This is a genomic window from Rhizobium sp. WYCCWR 11152, assembly GCF_013087615.1.
In the GTDB taxonomy this organism is placed as follows: domain Bacteria; phylum Pseudomonadota; class Alphaproteobacteria; order Rhizobiales; family Rhizobiaceae; genus Rhizobium; species Rhizobium indicum.
Genome location: NZ_JABFCP010000006.1, coordinates 1 through 17931 on the forward strand (window position 1 = coordinate 1; position 17931 = coordinate 17931).

Consider the following 17931-nt stretch of genomic DNA (forward strand, 5'->3'; position numbering starts at 1 on the left):
CAGCCCCAACAACACGGTTGCTGAGGCGCGCAGCCCGAAGGGCGAAGCCTCGAAGGACACGCCGCAGCGCTGCTCCTTGCATCCATCTGACGTTTGCGCACCCGCCTCGCCCTTCGAGGCCCCTGCGGGGCATCTCAGGATGAGGCTTCTTGGGTCCCGCCAGCAACCATCAGAACGACCGGTGAACCGCCTTGTCGTTGGCAAGGCGCGTCACGCAGCCTTCGAGCTTGGCGAGCAGCAGATCGAAGTCGAGCGGCTTCGTCAGATAGTCCGCCGCTCCGCCGCGCAGGCCGGCTAGCGTGTTTTCCCGGTCGGTCAGTGCCGTCAGCAGGATGAAGGGAATATTGGAGAGCTCCGGGTGGTTGATCTGAATTTCTGCCAGAAGCTGGTGCCCGTCCATGACCGGCATCGAAATGTCGCTGATGACGATATCGGGCCATTTCGACAGGATCATTTCCAGTCCCTCGGCGCCGTTCGAGGCCTCGAGTGTCTTGTAGCCGGCTTCGCTCAATTCTTCGACGAGGAGGTTCCGGATCTCGACTTCGTCTTCTACGCACAGGACTGTAACCATGAGCTCTTCCTTAAGCTGCGACGTGTTGATCCGACAATAGAAATTCTATTGGCAGAAGAAGGGTGAATGTTGTGCCTTTGCCGAGCTCGCTCGTCACTTCGACGGTGCCGCCATGCAATTCGATGACCTGCTTGACGACATTGAGGCCGATGCCGGTTCCGGCAATGCCCGTGGCGCTGCGGGCGCGATAATAGGGTTGGAACAGCTTCGGTAGATCCTCCGCATCCATACCGATGCCGCTGTCGGAGATGGCGATCTCCACCGTCTTCTCGTCGACCCGGGCGCGAACATGAATGTCAGGCGCGTTGGGCGAATACTTAACGGCGTTCGAAATCAGGTTGGTGAAGACCTGTTCCATCGCGCTGCGGTCGAACGTCAATACATCCGGTATTGGCTCAAGATCGAGATGGAACACATGCGTGCGGCTGAGATGCCGCTGCCTGTCGCAGCAGCTGACGAGCAGGGTTTTCAGATCGCCTTCGCTGCGCTTCAGTGTGATCTGTCCGGTTTCGAGCCGCCCGCTGGCGAGGATGCTCTCCATCAGGTCGACCATGCGCACGACAGCGCTTCGGATCACGCCGGCTTTTTCGTGAACGTAATCACCGCTGACGTTGGTCGTCGAGCGGCAGAGCCGCTGGGCGGCAGCATCGATGATGGCGAGCGGCGTGCGAAACTCGTGCGAAGCCATGGCGACGAACTGGCGCTGGAGCGCATTCACCTGGCGTTCGTGCACCAGCAGGCGGTCCAGTTCCTCTCTCTGCCTTTCGATCTCGGCCGTTCGATCAGCCACCATCTCTTCCAGATGGTTGCGGTGATGGGTGAGCTGCGCCTGGCTGTCCAGCAGGGTCAGCGAGGTGCGATGCAGACCTCGCCCGAGCCAGCACACGACGGCGATCAGCAGCGCCAGGCAACCAAGCCCCGCCGGCGCGATCTGCCGAAGCAGCATGAATCCGGGCAGGATAGGCGGCCACACGAGGTAGCCGATCGTGCCGCCGTCATGGGACGACACAGGCACTTGCGCCCGTTCGTCCTCACTTTTCGAAGGCGCGAAATGCAGGCCTTCGAGCCGCGCATAATGGGCGATGCTTTCGGCAGCCTTTCCATCGAGGAACTTGACCGAGATGGCGATGAACTCCTGGCCCGGCTCGATCTGCATCCTGCCCGAGCTCGGCAGAATGGGACGCACGCTTGCTATCGCCGGTCTGTTGCCGATTATGATCGTCCGAACCGCGGCCAGTTGACCGAGCGCTTCGGCGCTGGGCTTTGCAGCCCGCTCAACGAGAACGGTGCGCATCTCACCGGCGAGAGCGGTCACGTCTCGGCCGTCGTCGTCACCGAGCCGCGGCGGCATGGCATCCGCGCCGTCGCGGAACGCAAACATCAGGCGATTGGTATCGTCGAAGATATAGGTCCTGTCGTGCCCGAAATACCGGCTCGTCCACCGGCCGACATTGTCGAGCAGCCATTCATGGTTCCGTTGCTTGGCATAAAGGAAGGCATCGTCCCATTTGGTGACGCTTTCCTGCTCCCGGGGAAGTGCCGCGATCTGCTCTTCCAATCCTTGACCGACGAAGTCGGCCTGCCGGCGCAGCGAGAGATCATCGACCTTCACCGCTGCGAGCCACGCAAATCCGCACAGCAACGCAGCCGCCGCGCAGGTGAGCGTCACCAGGACGAATGTGATGTGGGATGTGAGCCCGACCTTCAATACCTGCAACCTTTTGATGACGCCCGCTGCCGAGAAATTGACACGCAAAGGTTGACGGACCGTGAATTATGCGCTCCCGTGCGGGCCTGCGGCAGGTCTCCATAGGCATTCCGCAATCGTTGAAGGAGAAGCACATGGATGCAGCACCGTCGGATACATCAGGCATCAGGATCGAGCCGATCGCTGCCGCCCATATCGACAGCTTTCATCATGCGCTCGACGTGGTCGCGCGGGAGAAAAAATACCTGTCCATGCTGGAAGCAACTCCCCTGCCGCAAACGCGCGAGTTCGTGAAGGGCATGATTGCAAAAGGCAATCCGCAATTCGTTGCCACCGCGCAAGACCAGGTGGTCGGCTGGTGCGACATCAGCCGGCATTTTTTCCCGTCGCACGCCCATCGCGGAAACCTCGGAATGGGGATCCTTCCCGCCTATCGTGGCAAGGGTCTCGGACGAAGGCTCATCGAGACGACCTTGAGAGCCGCCCAGAAAAGTGGTTTTGCCCGGATTGAACTTGATGTTTACGAAGACAACACTCGTGCAATCGCTCTCTACGAAAAGATGGGATTTGCACGCGAAGGCATCGTCCGGCGTGCGGCACGCATAGACGGTCGGTTCATCGATGCGATCAGCATGGCGCTTCTGTTCGACGAGCGCGGCGCGGCTGATATCGCCGAGAATTCTTGAACGAGTCCGGCTGACTCCTCTCTCTCGACGATCCTCTTTTCGACCGGGAGTTGGAACAAATGCTCTTTCACGCGATTAGTTCGATGCGAATGCGCCGCCATGCATCGGGCTCAGCGAGGAGGCAGCCATGCACATCACCCGCCGGCAATTTGCAGCGCTTGCAGCCGTAGTTTTCCTGCCGGGGATGCCACTCACGGCAGACGAGGAAAACGCTCTCTTCTGGCGCGCCAAATCCCCCGCGAATGACCATGTGCTTTTAGGCTACGTGCGCATCCGCGCCGACAGTTTTCCTGACATCGTGGCCGAGGGAAAACGCCTAGTCGATCAATCGAAGACGGTGCTGATCGACGTCAATCCCAGCCTCACCCTGTCGACCACCAAGTTCAGGAACAGTGATATCAAGCCCGTCTTTACAGGTTTGACGTCATCCGATCAGGATGAGTTCAAGACCATTTTCTCGACATCCCCGGCAAAGGGAGCGATCGAAAAGCTTTCCGGTTTCGAGGCGAGCCTGCTCCTCATCGGCGAAGGACAGCATGCCTTCGGCCCCGACGCGCCGAGCATCGGCCTGGCGCTTGCGAAATACGGCGTATCGATCGGGCGCGATGTAAAGACGCTTGCCGCCGACGGGGAAATGCAGGCCATGCAGAAGCCATTGACGCTCGAAACGGTCAATTCCGTCGGCCCCGCCTCGATCGCCTATCTTCTCGAGCTGCGCCGCCGGATCGGACCGATCGGCGCCCATTTCGACGAGCTCTACAAGGCTGATCGAGCGGATCGCGAACTTGTCGGCAGGCACGAACGCTTTCATCATCCTGCCGATCGGCCTTTTGAACGGTCCCCACAGCATTGTCGGCGACCTCCGCTCTCGCGGCGCCGAAGTGGGGGCAATCGGGTGAACCGGGTTTTGAGCAATTCCAGGTATCGCGACATAATTATGCGGGATTCTTTCGCGGGGCCACGCACCTATCGGGCGAAAGCCTCGAACGGATTGTCGTGGGTCAGGCGCACCAGTGTGCCGTCGTCTATGCCCCGCCGTTTCAGCTCTGGCAGCAAGACCGTGGAAAGATGCGTATACGGTTTGGGCGTCCCGCCCATCGGCAGCGCCGGATCGAACCAGCCGCGGTCATGGCTCAACAACAGGCGATCACCGCAGCCCGCCTCCAGCGCCTTGATCACCAGCTCCGCCACCTCGTTGTCCCCGGCCCGGCCGACATGATCATACTCGATCCAGGCGCCTCGCTCGGCGACGGCGACATTATAGGCGAAGTCCTTTTCCTCCTGCGTATGGATCGAGATAAACCTGTCGGCCCTGTAGCCCTCCGCCTCGATGACATCGAGCTGGTCCATCACGACCCGTCCCCTGATCGTATGGCTGCCGATGACGGCGTCGGTCTGCGCCGCCGCGCGCGCGGCTGCCCGCAGGATTTTCGTCTCGAGCGCCGTCATCCCGTCATCGCCGGCGCTGAGCTTGATCCAGCCTGCCTGGAACCCGGTCTCGTCGATCTGCTCGGTCAGCTCCCGGAGCATCCATGCCTCCAGCTCCTTCTCGGAAGCATGGCGGACCCATTCGGGAATCCAGGGCTCACGGTAATTGCCGGTGGGCACGACGATCGGAAAATCCGTCGCAAGTGACACCGCAAGATCGATATCCGCACGGCGTCCGACGCCGCCTGTCGAGCATTCGACCAATGCCGTCACCCCGAGCTTCTTGATCCGCTCGATCTCGGGGGCCATCAGCCGAACGACGTCGTCGGTCACTGCTTCGGCATAACCGGGCTGGTCCGGCGTCCTGAGGTCGACGAAGACGTGCTCGTGCGGGAGGATCATCCCAAGTTCGGATTTGCTCTTAGGCCCGAGCGTCGTGCGCAGTTGTTTCAAAGTCTCTCCCCCACAGTCGCACCGGCTTTGCGTGCAGCCCTCGACCGACACCGAAGCGTCGACACTGCCGCGAAAGTAGATCGTTACGTGATGAAATCAATTGCTCGCTCGATGGAAATTCTGACAACCTGACCCTTGATGTCGACTTCCGACCTGGCGCCCTCCGGCAGCCATCCCGCTACCACTTCACGCTGAACCCGACCTTGGCGCCGAAGGCGTTGCTGTCGCCGAAGTCCTTGAGGCTGGTTCTGGCGAAGGCCTCGCCGTAGGCCGCGTATCGGTCGTCCGCCCAGTTGAGCGAGCCGCCCATGCCAAGGCCGGCCCAGAGCGCCTGGTTCTCACTGATAAGCTTGGTCCCCGAGACATCGACATCCGAGCCGTCGAGGAAGTCGTAGTAGAGATTGGCGATGCCGTAGAGCTTCGAGCGACTGATCTTTCCGGAGGCATCCTTCCAGTCGCTGTCATAATCGGCTGAGATGCCGAGACGGCCGGTCAGGCTGTCGCCATCGTCGAGCGAGGCAGCGGTGCCATAGGCATCGGTGAAGTCATCGAAACGCACGGAGGAATAGGCAAACTGCGCCTGCGGCGTCAGCGACCATCGGTTCGTCAGCGCGATCTTCTGGCCGGCTTCGACGCTGAGCCCATAGCCGAAGCCGTTGTTGTCGTCGGTAAGCGTGGTGTGAAGCGTCGAGGATTTGAGATCGCTGCTGTACCAGGTCACGCCAGCCTGCGTATCGATGTAGAAGCCGCTGTTGCCGTACCAGGTCAAGGTGCCGTCGAAGCCGTAGCCTGTGGTGTCGATGTCGCCCGTGCCGAAGCGCGAAGAGATGTCTGCCGAGGCCGTATCCACGTGAAAGCTGAGCCCGCCGATCAGCACGCCCGCCCCGCTTCCGCGCAACATTCCGTCGACGCCCGCCTGCAGCGTCCAGCTGTCGACGTCATATTCGGTGCCCGTCGTCGAGGTTTCCGGCTCGAAATGCGAATGCGTCCCGTCGATGCGGGTCCAGATCGCCTTGCCCTGATCGTTGACCTCATCGTTCCCGGCGTCGGCAGCGGATTGACCATCGTCCACCTCGCGCCCGCCGGTGCGCTGGCGCAGCGTCCCGAACTCGTTGAGGCTCTGCAGCACGCCGGCATAGGCCTCGTAGAGCGGCACGGCAGGCGCATATAATAGCCCGGTCGCGGTGCCGGCAGGATCGAGAACGGCTGAGCGCAAATACCAGTCGCCATCGGCAGGCGTGCTGAGACCCCCTTGGTAAAGTCGATAGGCATAAGCCCCGCCGACCACGGCCTGGTCGCCTTCGAACACATAGTCGCCGAGCAGCGAGAAGGTGCCGGCCGACGTACCGGCGACATCGACGATTTTGATGCCTTCGACGGTTTGCGCGCCACCGCCTCCGAGGTTGATCACCTTGACATCGGTGGTGCCTGATGTGTTGCCGGTGACGACGAGGCGGTCGGTCGCGGATGTATCGTCGCCGAGCACGCTCTCGATCTCCAGAGTGCCGCCGCTGCCGATATAGTTGCCCGAGATCGTCAGCGTTCCGATAGAATTGCCCGGCGCCACCACGCCGGCATTGGTCACATCGCCGAAGATCGTGCCGGTGCCGCCGAGAATACCAGCCCCCAATGTCGTGACCGGGCTGGTGATCGAGCCATTGACGGCGAGCCGGCCGCCGCTCACCGTCGTGGCGCCAGTATAGGTGTTGACGCCCGAAAGCGTCTGTCTGCCGCTGGCGACCGTCAGCCCGCCCGTGCCGGCGATGACACCCGCGAACGTGTCGTTGGCATTGGCGATCGTCAGGGTTTGCGCCCCGAGCTGCACGAGGCCGCTGCCGGCCAGGCTCTGGATGGTCGGGGCCGCTGCCCCCGAAACGTCAAGAGCGCCATCCGCGACAACCCGGCTGGAATTGGCGATGGCGCCGGCGCCGGAAAGGGCGAGGCTGCTGCCGAAGTCGATCTGCGTCTCGCCGCTATAGATGCTGTTCGCCAGTAGGCTGAAGACACCGCCACCGGTGACGGTCAGGCCGCCCACGCCGGTGAAGCCGGACGCCGCGTCGGTGCCTACGGTGAAGCCGTTGGTATCGAGTGTCAGCCCGCCGGCGTGTAGATTGAGCTCGCTGCCGGAAAATCCGTTGATGAAGGTCGCGTTAGCGGCGGTAGCGCGCAGAATACCATTGTCGAAATTGGCCTGGCTTGCGCCGGCGCCGCCCCGCAAGGTTTGAGCCTGCAGCGTGCCGCCGCCAGTGATGTTGAGCGTGCCGGAAGATGTGCCCAAGCTACCTAGGGTCGTGGTTCCCGCGTCGACTTGTCCGCCGTTCTGAATGTTGAGCGTGCCAGCGCCTTGAAAGCCGAGTACAAGAGGTCCGAGCGCGTTCCAATGCGATCCCGGTCCTGTCACCGTGACGATGCCGGTGCCTCCAGCCGCAATTCCCAGCCGCGCCTGGCCCGTGCTTGTCAGGGTGCTACCATTCTGGATCGTTAGAACCCCAGGCACTGCACCACCTTGGCCCACGCCTGTGATCCCCACCGAGACGCTCACCGGCCCGTTGACGCCGAGGACGGTCGGCCTCTGCGATGGTGTGCCCGGCTGACTAATGGTTACCGGTTGACCGGCGACGGGAGCGATGCCCGTCGACCAGTTGCTCGCGTCTGTCCAGTCACTGCTTGTTGCTCCGGTCCAAAAAGCGGTTTGGGCCGAGGCCGCCCCTGCGGACAGGGCCATAAGCACCGCTCCCGACACTATCGAGAGAGAAAGGTGCCGCGCTATAAACTCCCGACGCTTTCCCGCGCTACCTAAAGCCGGCGTTGCGAACGAACAGCCGAAACTCAGCGCCGCGAAGCAGATCCGTGAAAGAAGCTTCTGTTTCCTGGTCCTGCGAAACACAGCGCTTGCCCGCATGATGCCGCCCCATAAAATGCTCTTAAAGATTGATTTAAAATAGGTTTTATAGAATCGGCAACTAAACCGCGATTAAAATTGACGAGTGTTAAGAAATTATGATGGTCTCGGGCGCTAAAAATGGCCATGAAGGCAAAGCCGTGGATGGGCCACCCGACTGACGGCAGCCGAAACATCGCCGCACTTTGCTTTTCTTGCGGCTGGTCCACCCGCCCACGCCGCATCGACAACTTCGCCTTCCATCCTTGCCTCTCCCGGCCCTTCTCATAGCTCAGCGCGTTCGGCCCTGTGATCGATCCACTGGATCGATCACTCCCGCTTTGCGGGACCGGGCCCCACCCCCGGCCGGCGCACAGCGCGGATCTTGCCGCTGCCGCCACCGCCGCAGAAGAAGCAGTCTCCGCCGTCGGATTCGAGGCCTGAGACGCCGGTACCTTCGGGCATATCGAGCCGCTCCAGCACCTCGCCGGTTTCGGGGTCGATGCGTCTGACATCGCTGTCATCGCCCTCCCAGGTACCGTGCCAGAGCTGGCCGTCGACCCAGGTGACGCCTGTCACGACGCGGTTGGATTCGATGGTGCGGAGGATCTTGCCGGTTTCCGGGTCGATCTGATGGATCCTGCGGCCGCGGTGCTGGCCGACCCAGAGCGAGCCCTCGGCCCAGGCAAGGCCGGAATCGCCGCCATTGCCGGGCGCCGGGATGGTGGAAACGATACGTCCGGTCTTCGGGTCGATCTTGTGAATGACATCCTCGGCGATCTGATAGAGGAACTCGCCATCGAAAGCCGTACCGGCATGGGACGCAACTTCGATCGAGCGCACCACCTCGCCGCTTGCGGGATCGAGCGCGTTCAGCCTGTCGCCCGAGGCGAACCAGACATGCTCACCATCGAAGGTGACGCCGTTGACGCGCTCGGCGCCTGGAAAGGGTCCATATTCACGGATAATCGTCGCAGCCGATTTTTTCATCTCTTCCATCCTGTTTGCCCGTTGACCAGGGCCATCCTCATCAGTCAGGCCATACTAGTCGCTTGGCAGAGGTCCCGGGAGTAACAAGATCGTCGGGAAACCGGGCAGCGGCGGGCTCATCCAGCGCCGCGCCCGCCCGCGCCCGAAGGATTGCACCTTGCCCTCCTCCGCAAGTGAATCCAGCGCCCGCTGCACTGTGCGCGGGCTGGCACCGAGCGCAATCGCCAGCGCCGAACTCGACCACGCCTCGCCATCGGCGAGAAAGGCGAGCACCGCCCCGTGCTGGCCTTCGACCAGCGGCGCCAGTACGGCGGTCTCTCCGGCACGGCGCGGCGAAAGCGCAAAGCCGCGTTTCGTCGCCGAGACCTCGGCGAGCGCCCGCAGCTCGGCACGCAGCCGGCCGATCTCGACGCGCAGCCGGGCACGGTGCGATTCATCGGCATGTTTGCCGCGGAAGGCACGCGCGATGAGTGTGCCCCGTGCCACATCCGCCGGCCAAGCTTCGGCAAGCGTCCGGGCGAGCGTGAAGAGCACCGGCCGCGTTGCCAGCGACACCGAAAGCTGATCGTCGCGCACGACATGGCGGCAGGCATCGACGACGAGCGTGCCCGAACCTAGCAGCTCTTCCACCTCCTCGAGCAGCAGCGGGCTTTCCCGCCAGCGCGAGATCAGCCGCGCCACGGGCGCGCTGAGCACGCGGGCGGCATTTTCCACCTCCGCCGTCAATACCGGCATACCGGCCTCGCGCGCCGCCTGCCTCGCCCGGTCAAGCGCCGCACGCGCCGCTTTCGTCTGCAGGCGCCGGATCGCGATACCCGCGACCACCAACTCGTGGGCAGCCCTTGCCGCCGGCGGCAGCGGCGTCGGGTCGAGCGTTTCCAGTGCCCGCTCGGCCTCGTCGAGCCGGCCGACCAGCACCAGCCGGCGAAGCTCGACATTCCTGGCATGGGCGGCATTGACCCTGTCGCCATGCGCTTCGAGCACCTTGCGCGCCGCCTCCAGCGCTTTGGTCGGCCAGGTGAGATCGCGCGAGACCAGCGCGATCTCGGCCTCGGCGACCACGCAGCGGGCCCGCGCCATCGCCTCCCTTGGACCGAAAGCACGCGCCGCACTCTTCAACAGCGCCTTGGCACGGACGAGATCGCCGAGCTGCGCCATCGCAATGCCGCGCAGCGCCAGCGCCGGCGCATCGTCGCGCAGCGCCACCCGCTTCAGCGCGCCGAGCGCATCGCCTGTTGCCAGCGCTCGCGCCGCCGCCGTGATCAGCGAGTCCATTCAAATCCCGTCACACTTGTCACTCCCATCATTTCCCCACCCGGCCTTAGATTTGTCGTCGACCGGCAAGCAAGCCTGCGCCGGATGCTACGACGAGAGACAGGCAAAGGAGAAGACCCATGACGACAGAGCTGAACGCAACACGGCAGCAATGGCTGGCGGCTCGCCTCGATCTGCTCGAAGAGGAGAAGGAACTGACCCGGCAGAGCGACGCGCTGGCGATGAAGCGCCGGCAATTGCCGCGTGTCAGGATCGACAAGCAATATCGCTTCGATACCGACGACGGCAACGTCTCGCTGAAGGATCTCTTCGGCGGGCGCTCGCAGCTTATCGTCTATCACTTCATGTTCGGACCGGATTATACAGCGGGATGCCCGTCCTGCTCCTCGATCGCCGACGGTTTCAACGGCGTCTTCGTCCATCTCGAAAACCACGATGTCGCCTTTTGGGCGGTCTCGCGCGCGCCGCTCGCAAAGCTCGAAGCGTTCAAGCGGCGGATGGACTGGAGCTTTCCCTGGGCCTCCTCCTTCGGCAGCGACTTCAACGGCGATTTCAGCGTCTGGTTCTCTGCCGAGCAGCAGCACCAGGGCGATGTAGACTATAATTACCGCCGCGAACCGCCGGCCCCCGAACCGCTCCCAGGCAGGACTGTCCAGGAATGGCAGCCGCGCGACAGCGAGGCCCCGATCACCCAGATCGCCGCCATGACCGGCACCGACGTTCCCACCTATACTCGCGACCGCCCGGGTGTCAGCGCCTTCGAGCTTATCGACGGCGCCGTCTACCATAGCTATTCCAGCTATGCGCGCGGGCTGGACGGGCTCTGGGGCATGTACCAATGGCTCGACCGCGCACCGAAGGGCCGCAACGAAACCGGCATCTGGTGGCGCCACCACGACCGGTACGGCGAGGAGTGACGCCGATGCTGCTCTCCGCCCACACTCCAGCGCGAGGCGACGGAAACGCCGCTCTCAACGCCGCCGAATGGCTCTCGCTGGCCGCCGCAGCAGACGGATCAGCTGCTAAGCCGCGCAGTGGCATCGCTAGCCCGGGCGGCCGGATCGCCGCCCACACCGCCGACTGGCTATCACTCGCCGGCGCCCCGACATTCGGGGTCATGGCGCTGCTGACAGCCGCGACCGGCAGCGCCGACATGATCTGCATGACGACGCCGGATGCCTTCCCGATCGGCGGAATGGTGCCCATGTACCTGCTGATGAGCGGCTTCCACCTGGCGCCCTGGCTGCGGCTCGCCGCCGGCTGGCGGGGCCTGAGTCGTCAGTGACGTGCTAAATGCCGCCACATCTCTCCTCCGTCATTCCTGTGCTTGTCACAGGAATCCAGTGCGCCCAAGTCCTTGGGCGTGGGAGAACGACTTCCTTCTGGGAGTCATTCACGGCGCCGACGCGCCGTGGCTAGTTTCCTGTGACAAGCACAGGAATGACGGAGATTGGGGTGGCGTCTCGCCAAACTTTCTGCTGACGAGTCATGGCGGGGCGATAGGCCTCCCCCGCTCCGCAATGCTCCCACTCCGCCATCTCCGGCTTCATACCCTTACCGACACGCCGAAGTTCATGCGCTCACCTTAATAAAGTCGATCGGCCCGCCGGCAATATCGTCATCGAACACCGCACAGGAAAGCTTGCCGCCGAAGACGCAGCCGCTGTCGATGTTGGTGCGGTTTCCTGTCGTCACCGGGTTAGACAGCGACGGTGTATGGCCGTGAACCAGGTGCTTGCCCCAATAGTCGCTGGACTCACCGGGAGGGAACCGTAACCAGAGAAGATCGTGCTCGCTCTGCTGCTCCAGCGGAAATGCTGGATCGACGCCCGCATGGACGAAGATGCGATATCGATCAATGTGCATGAGGGGAAGATCGGCCGCCCATTGCAGATGCTGGGGCAGAACTCTGCCGCCATAGGACATTTCGGTTTCAAATCCGCCGATGCCCATGCCGATCCATACGTCTCTGCTGTCGCTATCGGCATAGGCAGCGACCATCAGGTCCTCATGATTACCTTTCAGGCAGATCCATCGCCACGGGTCCGATGGACCCGCGATGATCCGGTCGAGGACACTTTTGCCGTCGGGCCCGCGATCGATATAATCGCCAAGGAAGACGACCGTCCCTTCAGGCGCATAAGCCGCGATCCGATCGATCATCCTGTTCAGCGGATCGATACAGCCATGGATATCGCCTATGGCAAACGTGTAGCGCATGTTCCAAGCTTCTCGGTTGCAATGCGACGGCCCCGCAGCCAAGGATGAGAGGACACGCTAGGACTTGTGCGGAGGCTCACGCCGCTCGCCGTCCGCCTCATCATAGCAAACGAAAGCCCGCCGCCATTGCGAAAACCGACTCGTTCTCCAGTATTTATGGCCATTGGCTCTCTTTTGGCTTGAGTTCGGATATGATCATCGCATCAACCGCTGAAGATGCCGATCCGCAGACGGGTGCGATCTTGCATTGTGCGGTCGCCAACCGCTATGCCTTCATCATCATGAAGAAATACGGACGAACCTATCACCTACCGATTTCGCCCGGAGCGACAAGCGACGATAAGGTCATGGTGATGCTTGACGGGCTGATGATTGGCGATCTTGTCATCACCGAGAAAATGGAGGGTGAGAACACGACCATTCATCGGGGCGGGTCTCATGCCGTAGTCCCGATAGCCGTTACCATTCATCGCGCGATTGGCTTAAAGCCTTTGCTGCCGGGATCAGCCCGCAACTAGCAGATGGCGAACGCATCGTGGGCGAGAACCTCTACGCCCGGCACTCGATCGGCTATGATGATCTTCCGTCGTACTTCCTCGGCTTTGCGTGGATTATCGACGGCGAAGTTCAATCCTGGGATCTGACGCAGGCCCGGTTCGAAGAACTGAGCATCGTTTCGGTGTCGACACTATATCGGGGGCCATACAAAGCCGGCCTGTTCGAGGATACTGCGGCCTCGCTGGACAGGACCAAGCAGGAGGGGTTTGTCGTTCGGATCGCTGATGCGTTCCCTGAAGCGGAAATGCCAGTTCGGATGGGCAGGTATGTGCGGGACAACCACATTCAGAGTGAAACGCATTGGATGCAGTCCGAACTCATCCCCAATCGCTTGGCAAATTCCTGACGGCTGCTTGCCTCTCCTCCGTCATTCCTGCGCTTGTCACAGGAATGACGGAGGGTGGGGTGGCGCTTCTGCCAAACTTCACGCCGGCGCAATGCCGAACCACAACCGCTATCACCCCACCGTAAAACTCCGGCGGATCGCCTTCCAACTCTCGGCATCCGGCGCCAGCAGCAGCCGGCCCTTGGTCATCGCAGGACGATAGGCTTCGCCGCTGAGCAATGCCCCATAGCCGCCGGCTTCGTGATGGATCAGCGCGCCGGCGGCATGGTCCCAGGGTTTGAGCTCGGCGTTGAGCGAAAAGCTCATAGCGCCTGTTGCCACCGCCCGGTATTCATAAGCCGAGCAGCGCCATGTGGTCGTGCGGGCGAAGTGCAGCATGCTCCGAGCGTAGACCGGCTGCTCCTCGGCGGAGAACATATGCAGCGGCACGAAGCCGTGCATTTCCCCGATCGGCCCTGGCGGTGCGACGCTGAGCTGGGTCCTGGTGCCATCGCGGGCGATGTGCCATGCGCCCTGCCCCCGCCGCGCGGCGAGGAAATCGCCGGTCACGGGATAGTGGATCAGCCCGGCCACCGTCTCTCCACCGGAGACGATCGCCACGATCATGCCGAACAGCGGCAGGCCGTGAGCGAAATTCCAGGTGCCGTCGACAGGATCGATGATGACGGCGAGATCGGCGTCGCCAAGCCGCGTCAGAATCGAGGGATCGGCGGAGACCGCTTCCTCGCCGACCAGCAATGCCTCGGGAAAGTGCGCGGACAGCGCTTCGGTGAGCCGCCGCTCGGCGCCGAGATCGGCATCGGTCACCAGATCGTCGGGAGCGGTCTTGGTGCGAATGCCCTCGGCGGTGACGCCGAGGAAGCGGGGCAGGATCTCTGCCTCCGCCGCCCGGCGCATATCCTCCATCACGGCGGAGAATATGTCGTCCGACACTTCCCTCATGCGCGGCGCGCCTCGATATAGGCCTTGAGCGCCGCCGGCTGGTCGGTCTGGATGACGCTGATGCCGGCCGCCATCATCCGCCCCCAGATTGCATCCGGATCTTCAAGTGCCGCACTGTCGGTCAAGCCGCAGCAGGAGACCGGATCAAGCGTGTTGACCCAGAGCGAGATTCCGGCGTTGCGCAGACGCTCGTGCTGGCCGGCCAGCGTCTCAAGCTCATCGAACTTGGCTTCGCACATGAAGGGGCGCGCCGCGATGACTGCCTTGGCGGTCTCTTCGGCGCTCCCGACCCTGAAAAACGCCTGGCCCATGAACGGAATGCCATCGATGCCGGGCTGCCTGGCGAGCCAAGCCAGCGCCTCCGGCGTGCCGGCGCGAGCCTTGAGATCGACCTGATCGGCCATGCCCATCTCTTTGACCTTGGCAGCGACGGTGCCCATCATCTCGAGATCCTTGAGATCGAGATCGACGAAGATGCGGCCACGCACGGTTTCGAGCACCTGTTCCAGCGTCGGAATGGTCTCTCTCGTGAACGGCTGGCCCGGCCCGCCATCGGCCATGCGCAGCCGCAGGCTGGTGATCTCGGCGATCGTCATCTCCTCGGGGACGCGATCGATGCCGGCCATGCGCTCGAGCGTGTCGTCATGCAGGATAAACAGCACGCCGTCGGCGCTCTGGCGAATGTCCACCTCGACGATGTCATAGCCACCGGCAATCGCATTCTCGATCGCGGCAAGGCTGTTTTCAGGAGCTTGATGCCAGGCACCGCGATGGGCAACGATGGCGCAGGAACGCGACGGGTCGGCAATGTGGTCGATGTATTTCATGGGGCTTCCTCTAGAATAATTCCAGCAAAACTGCGCAGCGGTTTTGCGTCCGGAATTGTGTTAAAACAAAAAGATAGAACGTTTCCGTGTTTCGGAGAAAAATACGGAAATGTTCTAGTTTGCGCCGAATGCGCCTGGTATGGCCTTGCCGCTTTCCGCATCGAAGAGATGCAGGCGGGAGGCAGGGAAATCGAGAGAGAGCTGGCGGTAATCCGGTATCTCGACGCCGAAGGGTGTCGCGATCCTGACAACCGAGCCGCCGAGCTCGGCTGCCAGGATCGAATGCGAGCCGAGATCCTCGCGAAACCGCAGAGCCGAGTTGACCACCTGTCCGTTGGCCGTGTCGCCGATGAGGATATCCTCGGGCCGAATGCCGAGCTGATAGGCGCCGGTAAGCCGCGCTTGCGCCACCACCTGCCCGTCGGCGAGCCTGAGCGCCGTGCCGTCGCCGATGACCGGCAGGATGTTCATCGGCGGCGCGCCGATGAATTTCGCAACGAAGACCGAGGCCGGATGGTGATAGATCGCCTTCGGCGTGTCGAACTGTTCGATCCGGCCCTTGTTGAGAATGAGGATGCGGTCGGCAAGCGTCATCGCCTCCACCTGGTCATGGGTGACGAAGACGGTGGTGGCGCCGATGCGCCGGTGCAGTTCGGCGAGTTCGACGCGCATGTCGTGGCGCAGTTGCGCATCGAGGTTGGAAAGCGGCTCGTCGAACAGAAGCACGCTGGGTTCGCGCACGATGGCGCGGCCGATCGCCACGCGCTGGCGCTGGCCGCCGGAAAGCTGTCCGGGCTTGCGGCCGAGATAATCGGAAAGGCCGAGCATCTTCGCCACCGCCCCGACCCGCTCGATGCGCTCGGCCTTCTGCATACCGGCGACCCTGAGGCTGTAGGCAATATTGTCGAAGACGCTCATATGCGGATAGAGCGCATAGTTCTGGAACACCATGGCGCAGCCGCGATGTTTCGGTTCCAGATCCTGCACCTGCCGGCCGCCGATGACGATCGTGCCGCCGCTCACCCGTTCGAGGCCGGCGATCATCTGCAAAAGCGTGGACTTGCCGCAGCCCGAAGGCCCGAGCACGACGGTGAATTCGCCGGCCCTGAGCTCGACATCCATCGACGGGATGACGATGGTCTCGGCGTCATAGGCCTTGCTGACGCCTGAGAGCGTGATGTTGGCCGCGGCGGCGCGGATGGCCATGTCGATGGCGTTCATGGCTATTTCTCCGTGAGAACGAGGCCCTGGACGAGATAGCGCTGCAGGAGCGCGATCATCGCGAGCGGAATGATGGAAACGATAACGGTAGCGGCCATGATCATCGGGAAATCGGGGACTTCGCCGTCGGCATCGGGAACGAGCCGCGCAAGACCGACGACGGCCGTCTGCATATCAGGTGTCGAAGCGGCAACGAGCGGCCAGAGATATTGCGTCCAGCCGCTGAGGAAGGTGAGCACGAAAAGCGCGGCGAAGCTCGTTCGCGACAGCGGCAGCAGGATGTCGAACAGGAAGCGGATCGGCCCTGCACCATCCATGCGCGCCGCCTTGAAAAGGTCTTTCGGCAGGGTGAGGAAGAACTGGCGGAACAGGAAGGTGCCGGTGCCATGCGCCACAAGCGGCGCGACGAGGCCGAGATGCGTGTTCAGCACGCTCCATTCGAGCTTCACCGGCGCACCGAAGATATTTGCGATCAAATCATTGAGGCCGGTAACGGCAAGCAGAGCATTCAGCGGCGAAAACACGTTCGAGGCCACCTGATAGGTGGTGATGACGCGGATATCGAGCGGCAGCATGATGGTCGCGAGAATGAGCGCGAAGACAACGCCCGCCCAGCGAATGCGGAAATAGACGATCGCATAGGCCGACAGGAACGACAGGATGCAGGTGAAGATCGCGACGCTGAAGGCGGTCAGCATGCTGTTGACCATCTGGATCGGGATATGCGTCTCGGCAAAAACCCGCGCCATATTGGAAAAAAGCGCGGTGCCGGGATACCAGGCAAGCCCGTTGCGCAGCATGAATTCATAGGACTGCGAGGCGGTCGCAAGCGTCAGGTAGAGCGGCCCGAGAATATAGACGATGCCGACGACGAGGATGAAGCTGGCTGCGATGTTGAGGGAACGTGCGTTTTCGATCATGGGTCACCGCTCGTAATTGATGCGCCGGCCGAGGAAGAGGAACTGGGCGGCGGTGAGGAGGACGACGAAGACCATCAGGATCGCCGTCTGGGTCGAGGCGCCGGAAAGGTCGTAGCCTGTGAAGCCGTCGGTATAGATCTTGTAGACGAGCAAAGTCGTCGAGCCGCCTGGACCGCCCTTGGTGATCGTATCGATCAGCGCGAAGGCCGAGGTGACGCTCTCGGTGAACTCGAGCACCAGCGTCAGGAAGAGCTGCGGCATGATAAGAGGCAGCTGCACGTCGAAGATGCGTCGCCACGGCCCGGTCCCGTCCATCGCCGCTGCCTGGTGCATGGTCTTCGGGATCGATTGCAAGCCGGCGAGCAAGATGACGAAATTGAACGGGATGCCGCCCCAGACATGGGCTGCAATCAGCGTGATGAAGGCATCCGTGCCGTCGATGCCGGGCGCCCATATGCCGGGAAAAGCGCTGTTGAGCGGCGCCAGGATGCCGACGAAGGGATTGAAGATGAAGGCGAAGACGACGCCGATCGAAGCGCCCGCCACCCCCTTCGGCCAGACCAGCACGTTGCGCGCCGGCAGCGCCAGGCGGATCTTCCGGTCGGCCGCGACCGCAAGGACCAGCGGAATCAGCACCGCCAGCGATGAGGCGGTCACCATGAAGATGACGGTACGCCAGCCGGCCTCCCAGAATTCGGGATCGGACAGCACGCGGGCGAAATTATCCCAGCCGACGAACATCGAACCGCCGCCGAATGGGCGCTCCAGGAAGAACGACCAGTAAAAGGCCTGAAAAACAGGCACATAGAAGAACAGCGCGATCAGCAACATCAGCGGCGCTACCAGGAGAAGCGGCAGCCAGCGGTGGTTGAAGAGCGAAGATTCCGACGTCATGGCAGCATCCT

General features: G+C 62.5%; 18 protein-coding genes. 5 read left to right on the plus strand and 13 right to left on the minus strand.

The window, feature by feature from the left end; genetic code table 11:
• Nucleotides 1–169 precede the first annotated feature (169 nt).
• Together G9X67_RS05965 and G9X67_RS05970 are read right to left on the minus strand one after the other, a co-directional pair.
• The gene (locus G9X67_RS05965; RefSeq protein WP_138330662.1) at nucleotides 170–571 is read right to left on the minus strand and encodes a response regulator; all 402 of its coding nucleotides are present in this window, start codon (nucleotides 569–571) and stop codon (nucleotides 170–172) included.
• Between the two features lie 10 nt (nucleotides 572–581).
• Nucleotides 582–2327 carry an ATP-binding protein gene (locus G9X67_RS05970; protein WP_138330661.1) on the minus strand — a complete coding sequence of 582 codons (1746 nt, stop codon included), beginning with the start codon at nucleotides 2325–2327 and terminating at the stop codon, nucleotides 582–584.
• 86 nt (nucleotides 2328–2413) lie between these two features.
• On the opposite strand from G9X67_RS05970, the gene G9X67_RS05975 reads away from it, so the two are divergent.
• Complete coding sequence (locus G9X67_RS05975) at nucleotides 2414–2965, plus strand: GNAT family N-acetyltransferase (protein WP_171598371.1); 552 nt, start codon at nucleotides 2414–2416, stop codon at nucleotides 2963–2965.
• Between the two features lie 424 nt (nucleotides 2966–3389).
• Here the strand turns inward: G9X67_RS05975 and G9X67_RS05980 are convergent, their stop codons facing one another.
• The 5 genes from G9X67_RS05980 to G9X67_RS06000 form a co-directional block, all read right to left on the minus strand.
• The gene (locus tag G9X67_RS05980; RefSeq protein ID WP_210258800.1) at nucleotides 3390–3779 is read right to left on the minus strand and encodes a hypothetical protein; all 390 of its coding nucleotides are present in this window, start codon (nucleotides 3777–3779) and stop codon (nucleotides 3390–3392) included.
• A gap of 152 nt (nucleotides 3780–3931) precedes the next feature.
• Nucleotides 3932–4846 (minus strand): esterase, encoded by a 915-nt coding sequence (locus G9X67_RS05985; RefSeq protein WP_171598373.1) that lies wholly within the window; start codon nucleotides 4844–4846, stop codon nucleotides 3932–3934.
• A gap of 178 nt (nucleotides 4847–5024) precedes the next feature.
• Nucleotides 5025–7343 carry an autotransporter outer membrane beta-barrel domain-containing protein gene (locus tag G9X67_RS05990; protein ID WP_246799843.1) on the minus strand — a complete coding sequence of 773 codons (2319 nt, stop codon included), beginning with the start codon at nucleotides 7341–7343 and terminating at the stop codon, nucleotides 5025–5027.
• Nucleotides 7344–8057: 714 nt separating this feature from the next.
• Entirely contained in the window at nucleotides 8058–8717 is a 660-nt protein-coding gene (locus G9X67_RS05995) for a PQQ-binding-like beta-propeller repeat protein (RefSeq protein WP_138330659.1), read from the minus strand.
• Between the two features lie 54 nt (nucleotides 8718–8771).
• Entirely contained in the window at nucleotides 8772–9992 is a 1221-nt protein-coding gene (locus G9X67_RS06000; RefSeq protein ID WP_138330658.1) for a helix-turn-helix domain-containing protein, read from the minus strand.
• Nucleotides 9993–10111: 119 nt separating this feature from the next.
• Between G9X67_RS06000 and G9X67_RS06005 the strand changes: the two genes are divergently transcribed.
• Both G9X67_RS06005 and G9X67_RS06010 read left to right on the plus strand, forming a co-directional pair.
• On the plus strand, nucleotides 10112–10909 hold the full coding sequence (locus G9X67_RS06005; protein WP_171598374.1) for a thioredoxin family protein: 798 nt from the start codon (nucleotides 10112–10114) through the stop codon (nucleotides 10907–10909).
• 5 nt (nucleotides 10910–10914) lie between these two features.
• Complete coding sequence (locus G9X67_RS06010) at nucleotides 10915–11277, plus strand: hypothetical protein (RefSeq protein ID WP_138330656.1); 363 nt, start codon at nucleotides 10915–10917, stop codon at nucleotides 11275–11277.
• 287 nt (nucleotides 11278–11564) lie between these two features.
• Here the strand turns inward: G9X67_RS06010 and G9X67_RS06015 are convergent, their stop codons facing one another.
• Nucleotides 11565–12212 carry a metallophosphoesterase family protein gene (locus tag G9X67_RS06015; protein ID WP_138330697.1) on the minus strand — a complete coding sequence of 216 codons (648 nt, stop codon included), beginning with the start codon at nucleotides 12210–12212 and terminating at the stop codon, nucleotides 11565–11567.
• A 191-nt stretch (nucleotides 12213–12403) separates the two neighbouring features.
• Here G9X67_RS06015 and G9X67_RS34885 point away from each other — a divergent pair, with 191 nt between their 5' ends.
• Nucleotides 12404–12730, plus strand: coding sequence for a hypothetical protein (locus G9X67_RS34885; RefSeq protein WP_246705375.1), 327 nt, complete (start codon nucleotides 12404–12406; stop codon nucleotides 12728–12730).
• Entirely contained in the window at nucleotides 12715–13116 is a 402-nt protein-coding gene (locus G9X67_RS34890; RefSeq protein WP_246799853.1) for an RNA ligase family protein, read from the plus strand. Before G9X67_RS34885 ends, G9X67_RS34890 begins: the two co-directional genes overlap by 16 nt.
• A gap of 111 nt (nucleotides 13117–13227) precedes the next feature.
• Here the strand turns inward: G9X67_RS34890 and G9X67_RS06025 are convergent, their stop codons facing one another.
• From G9X67_RS06025 to G9X67_RS06045, 5 genes are all read right to left on the minus strand, one after another.
• Nucleotides 13228–14058 carry an inositol monophosphatase gene (locus G9X67_RS06025; RefSeq protein ID WP_138330655.1) on the minus strand — a complete coding sequence of 277 codons (831 nt, stop codon included), beginning with the start codon at nucleotides 14056–14058 and terminating at the stop codon, nucleotides 13228–13230.
• On the minus strand, nucleotides 14055–14885 hold the full coding sequence (locus G9X67_RS06030) for a glycerophosphodiester phosphodiesterase family protein (protein WP_138330654.1): 831 nt from the start codon (nucleotides 14883–14885) through the stop codon (nucleotides 14055–14057). Before G9X67_RS06030 ends, G9X67_RS06025 begins: the two co-directional genes overlap by 4 nt.
• Before the next feature lie 114 nt (nucleotides 14886–14999).
• On the minus strand, nucleotides 15000–16106 hold the full coding sequence (gene ugpC / locus G9X67_RS06035) for a sn-glycerol-3-phosphate ABC transporter ATP-binding protein UgpC (RefSeq protein WP_171598375.1): 1107 nt from the start codon (nucleotides 16104–16106) through the stop codon (nucleotides 15000–15002).
• Nucleotides 16107–16108: 2 nt separating this feature from the next.
• Nucleotides 16109–17026: an ABC transporter permease subunit gene (locus tag G9X67_RS06040; RefSeq protein ID WP_138330652.1), complete on the minus strand. Its 918-nt coding sequence runs from the start codon at nucleotides 17024–17026 to the stop codon at nucleotides 16109–16111.
• A gap of 3 nt (nucleotides 17027–17029) precedes the next feature.
• The gene (locus G9X67_RS06045; protein WP_138330651.1) at nucleotides 17030–17920 is read right to left on the minus strand and encodes a sugar ABC transporter permease; all 891 of its coding nucleotides are present in this window, start codon (nucleotides 17918–17920) and stop codon (nucleotides 17030–17032) included.
• Between the last annotated feature and the right edge of the window lie 11 nt (nucleotides 17921–17931).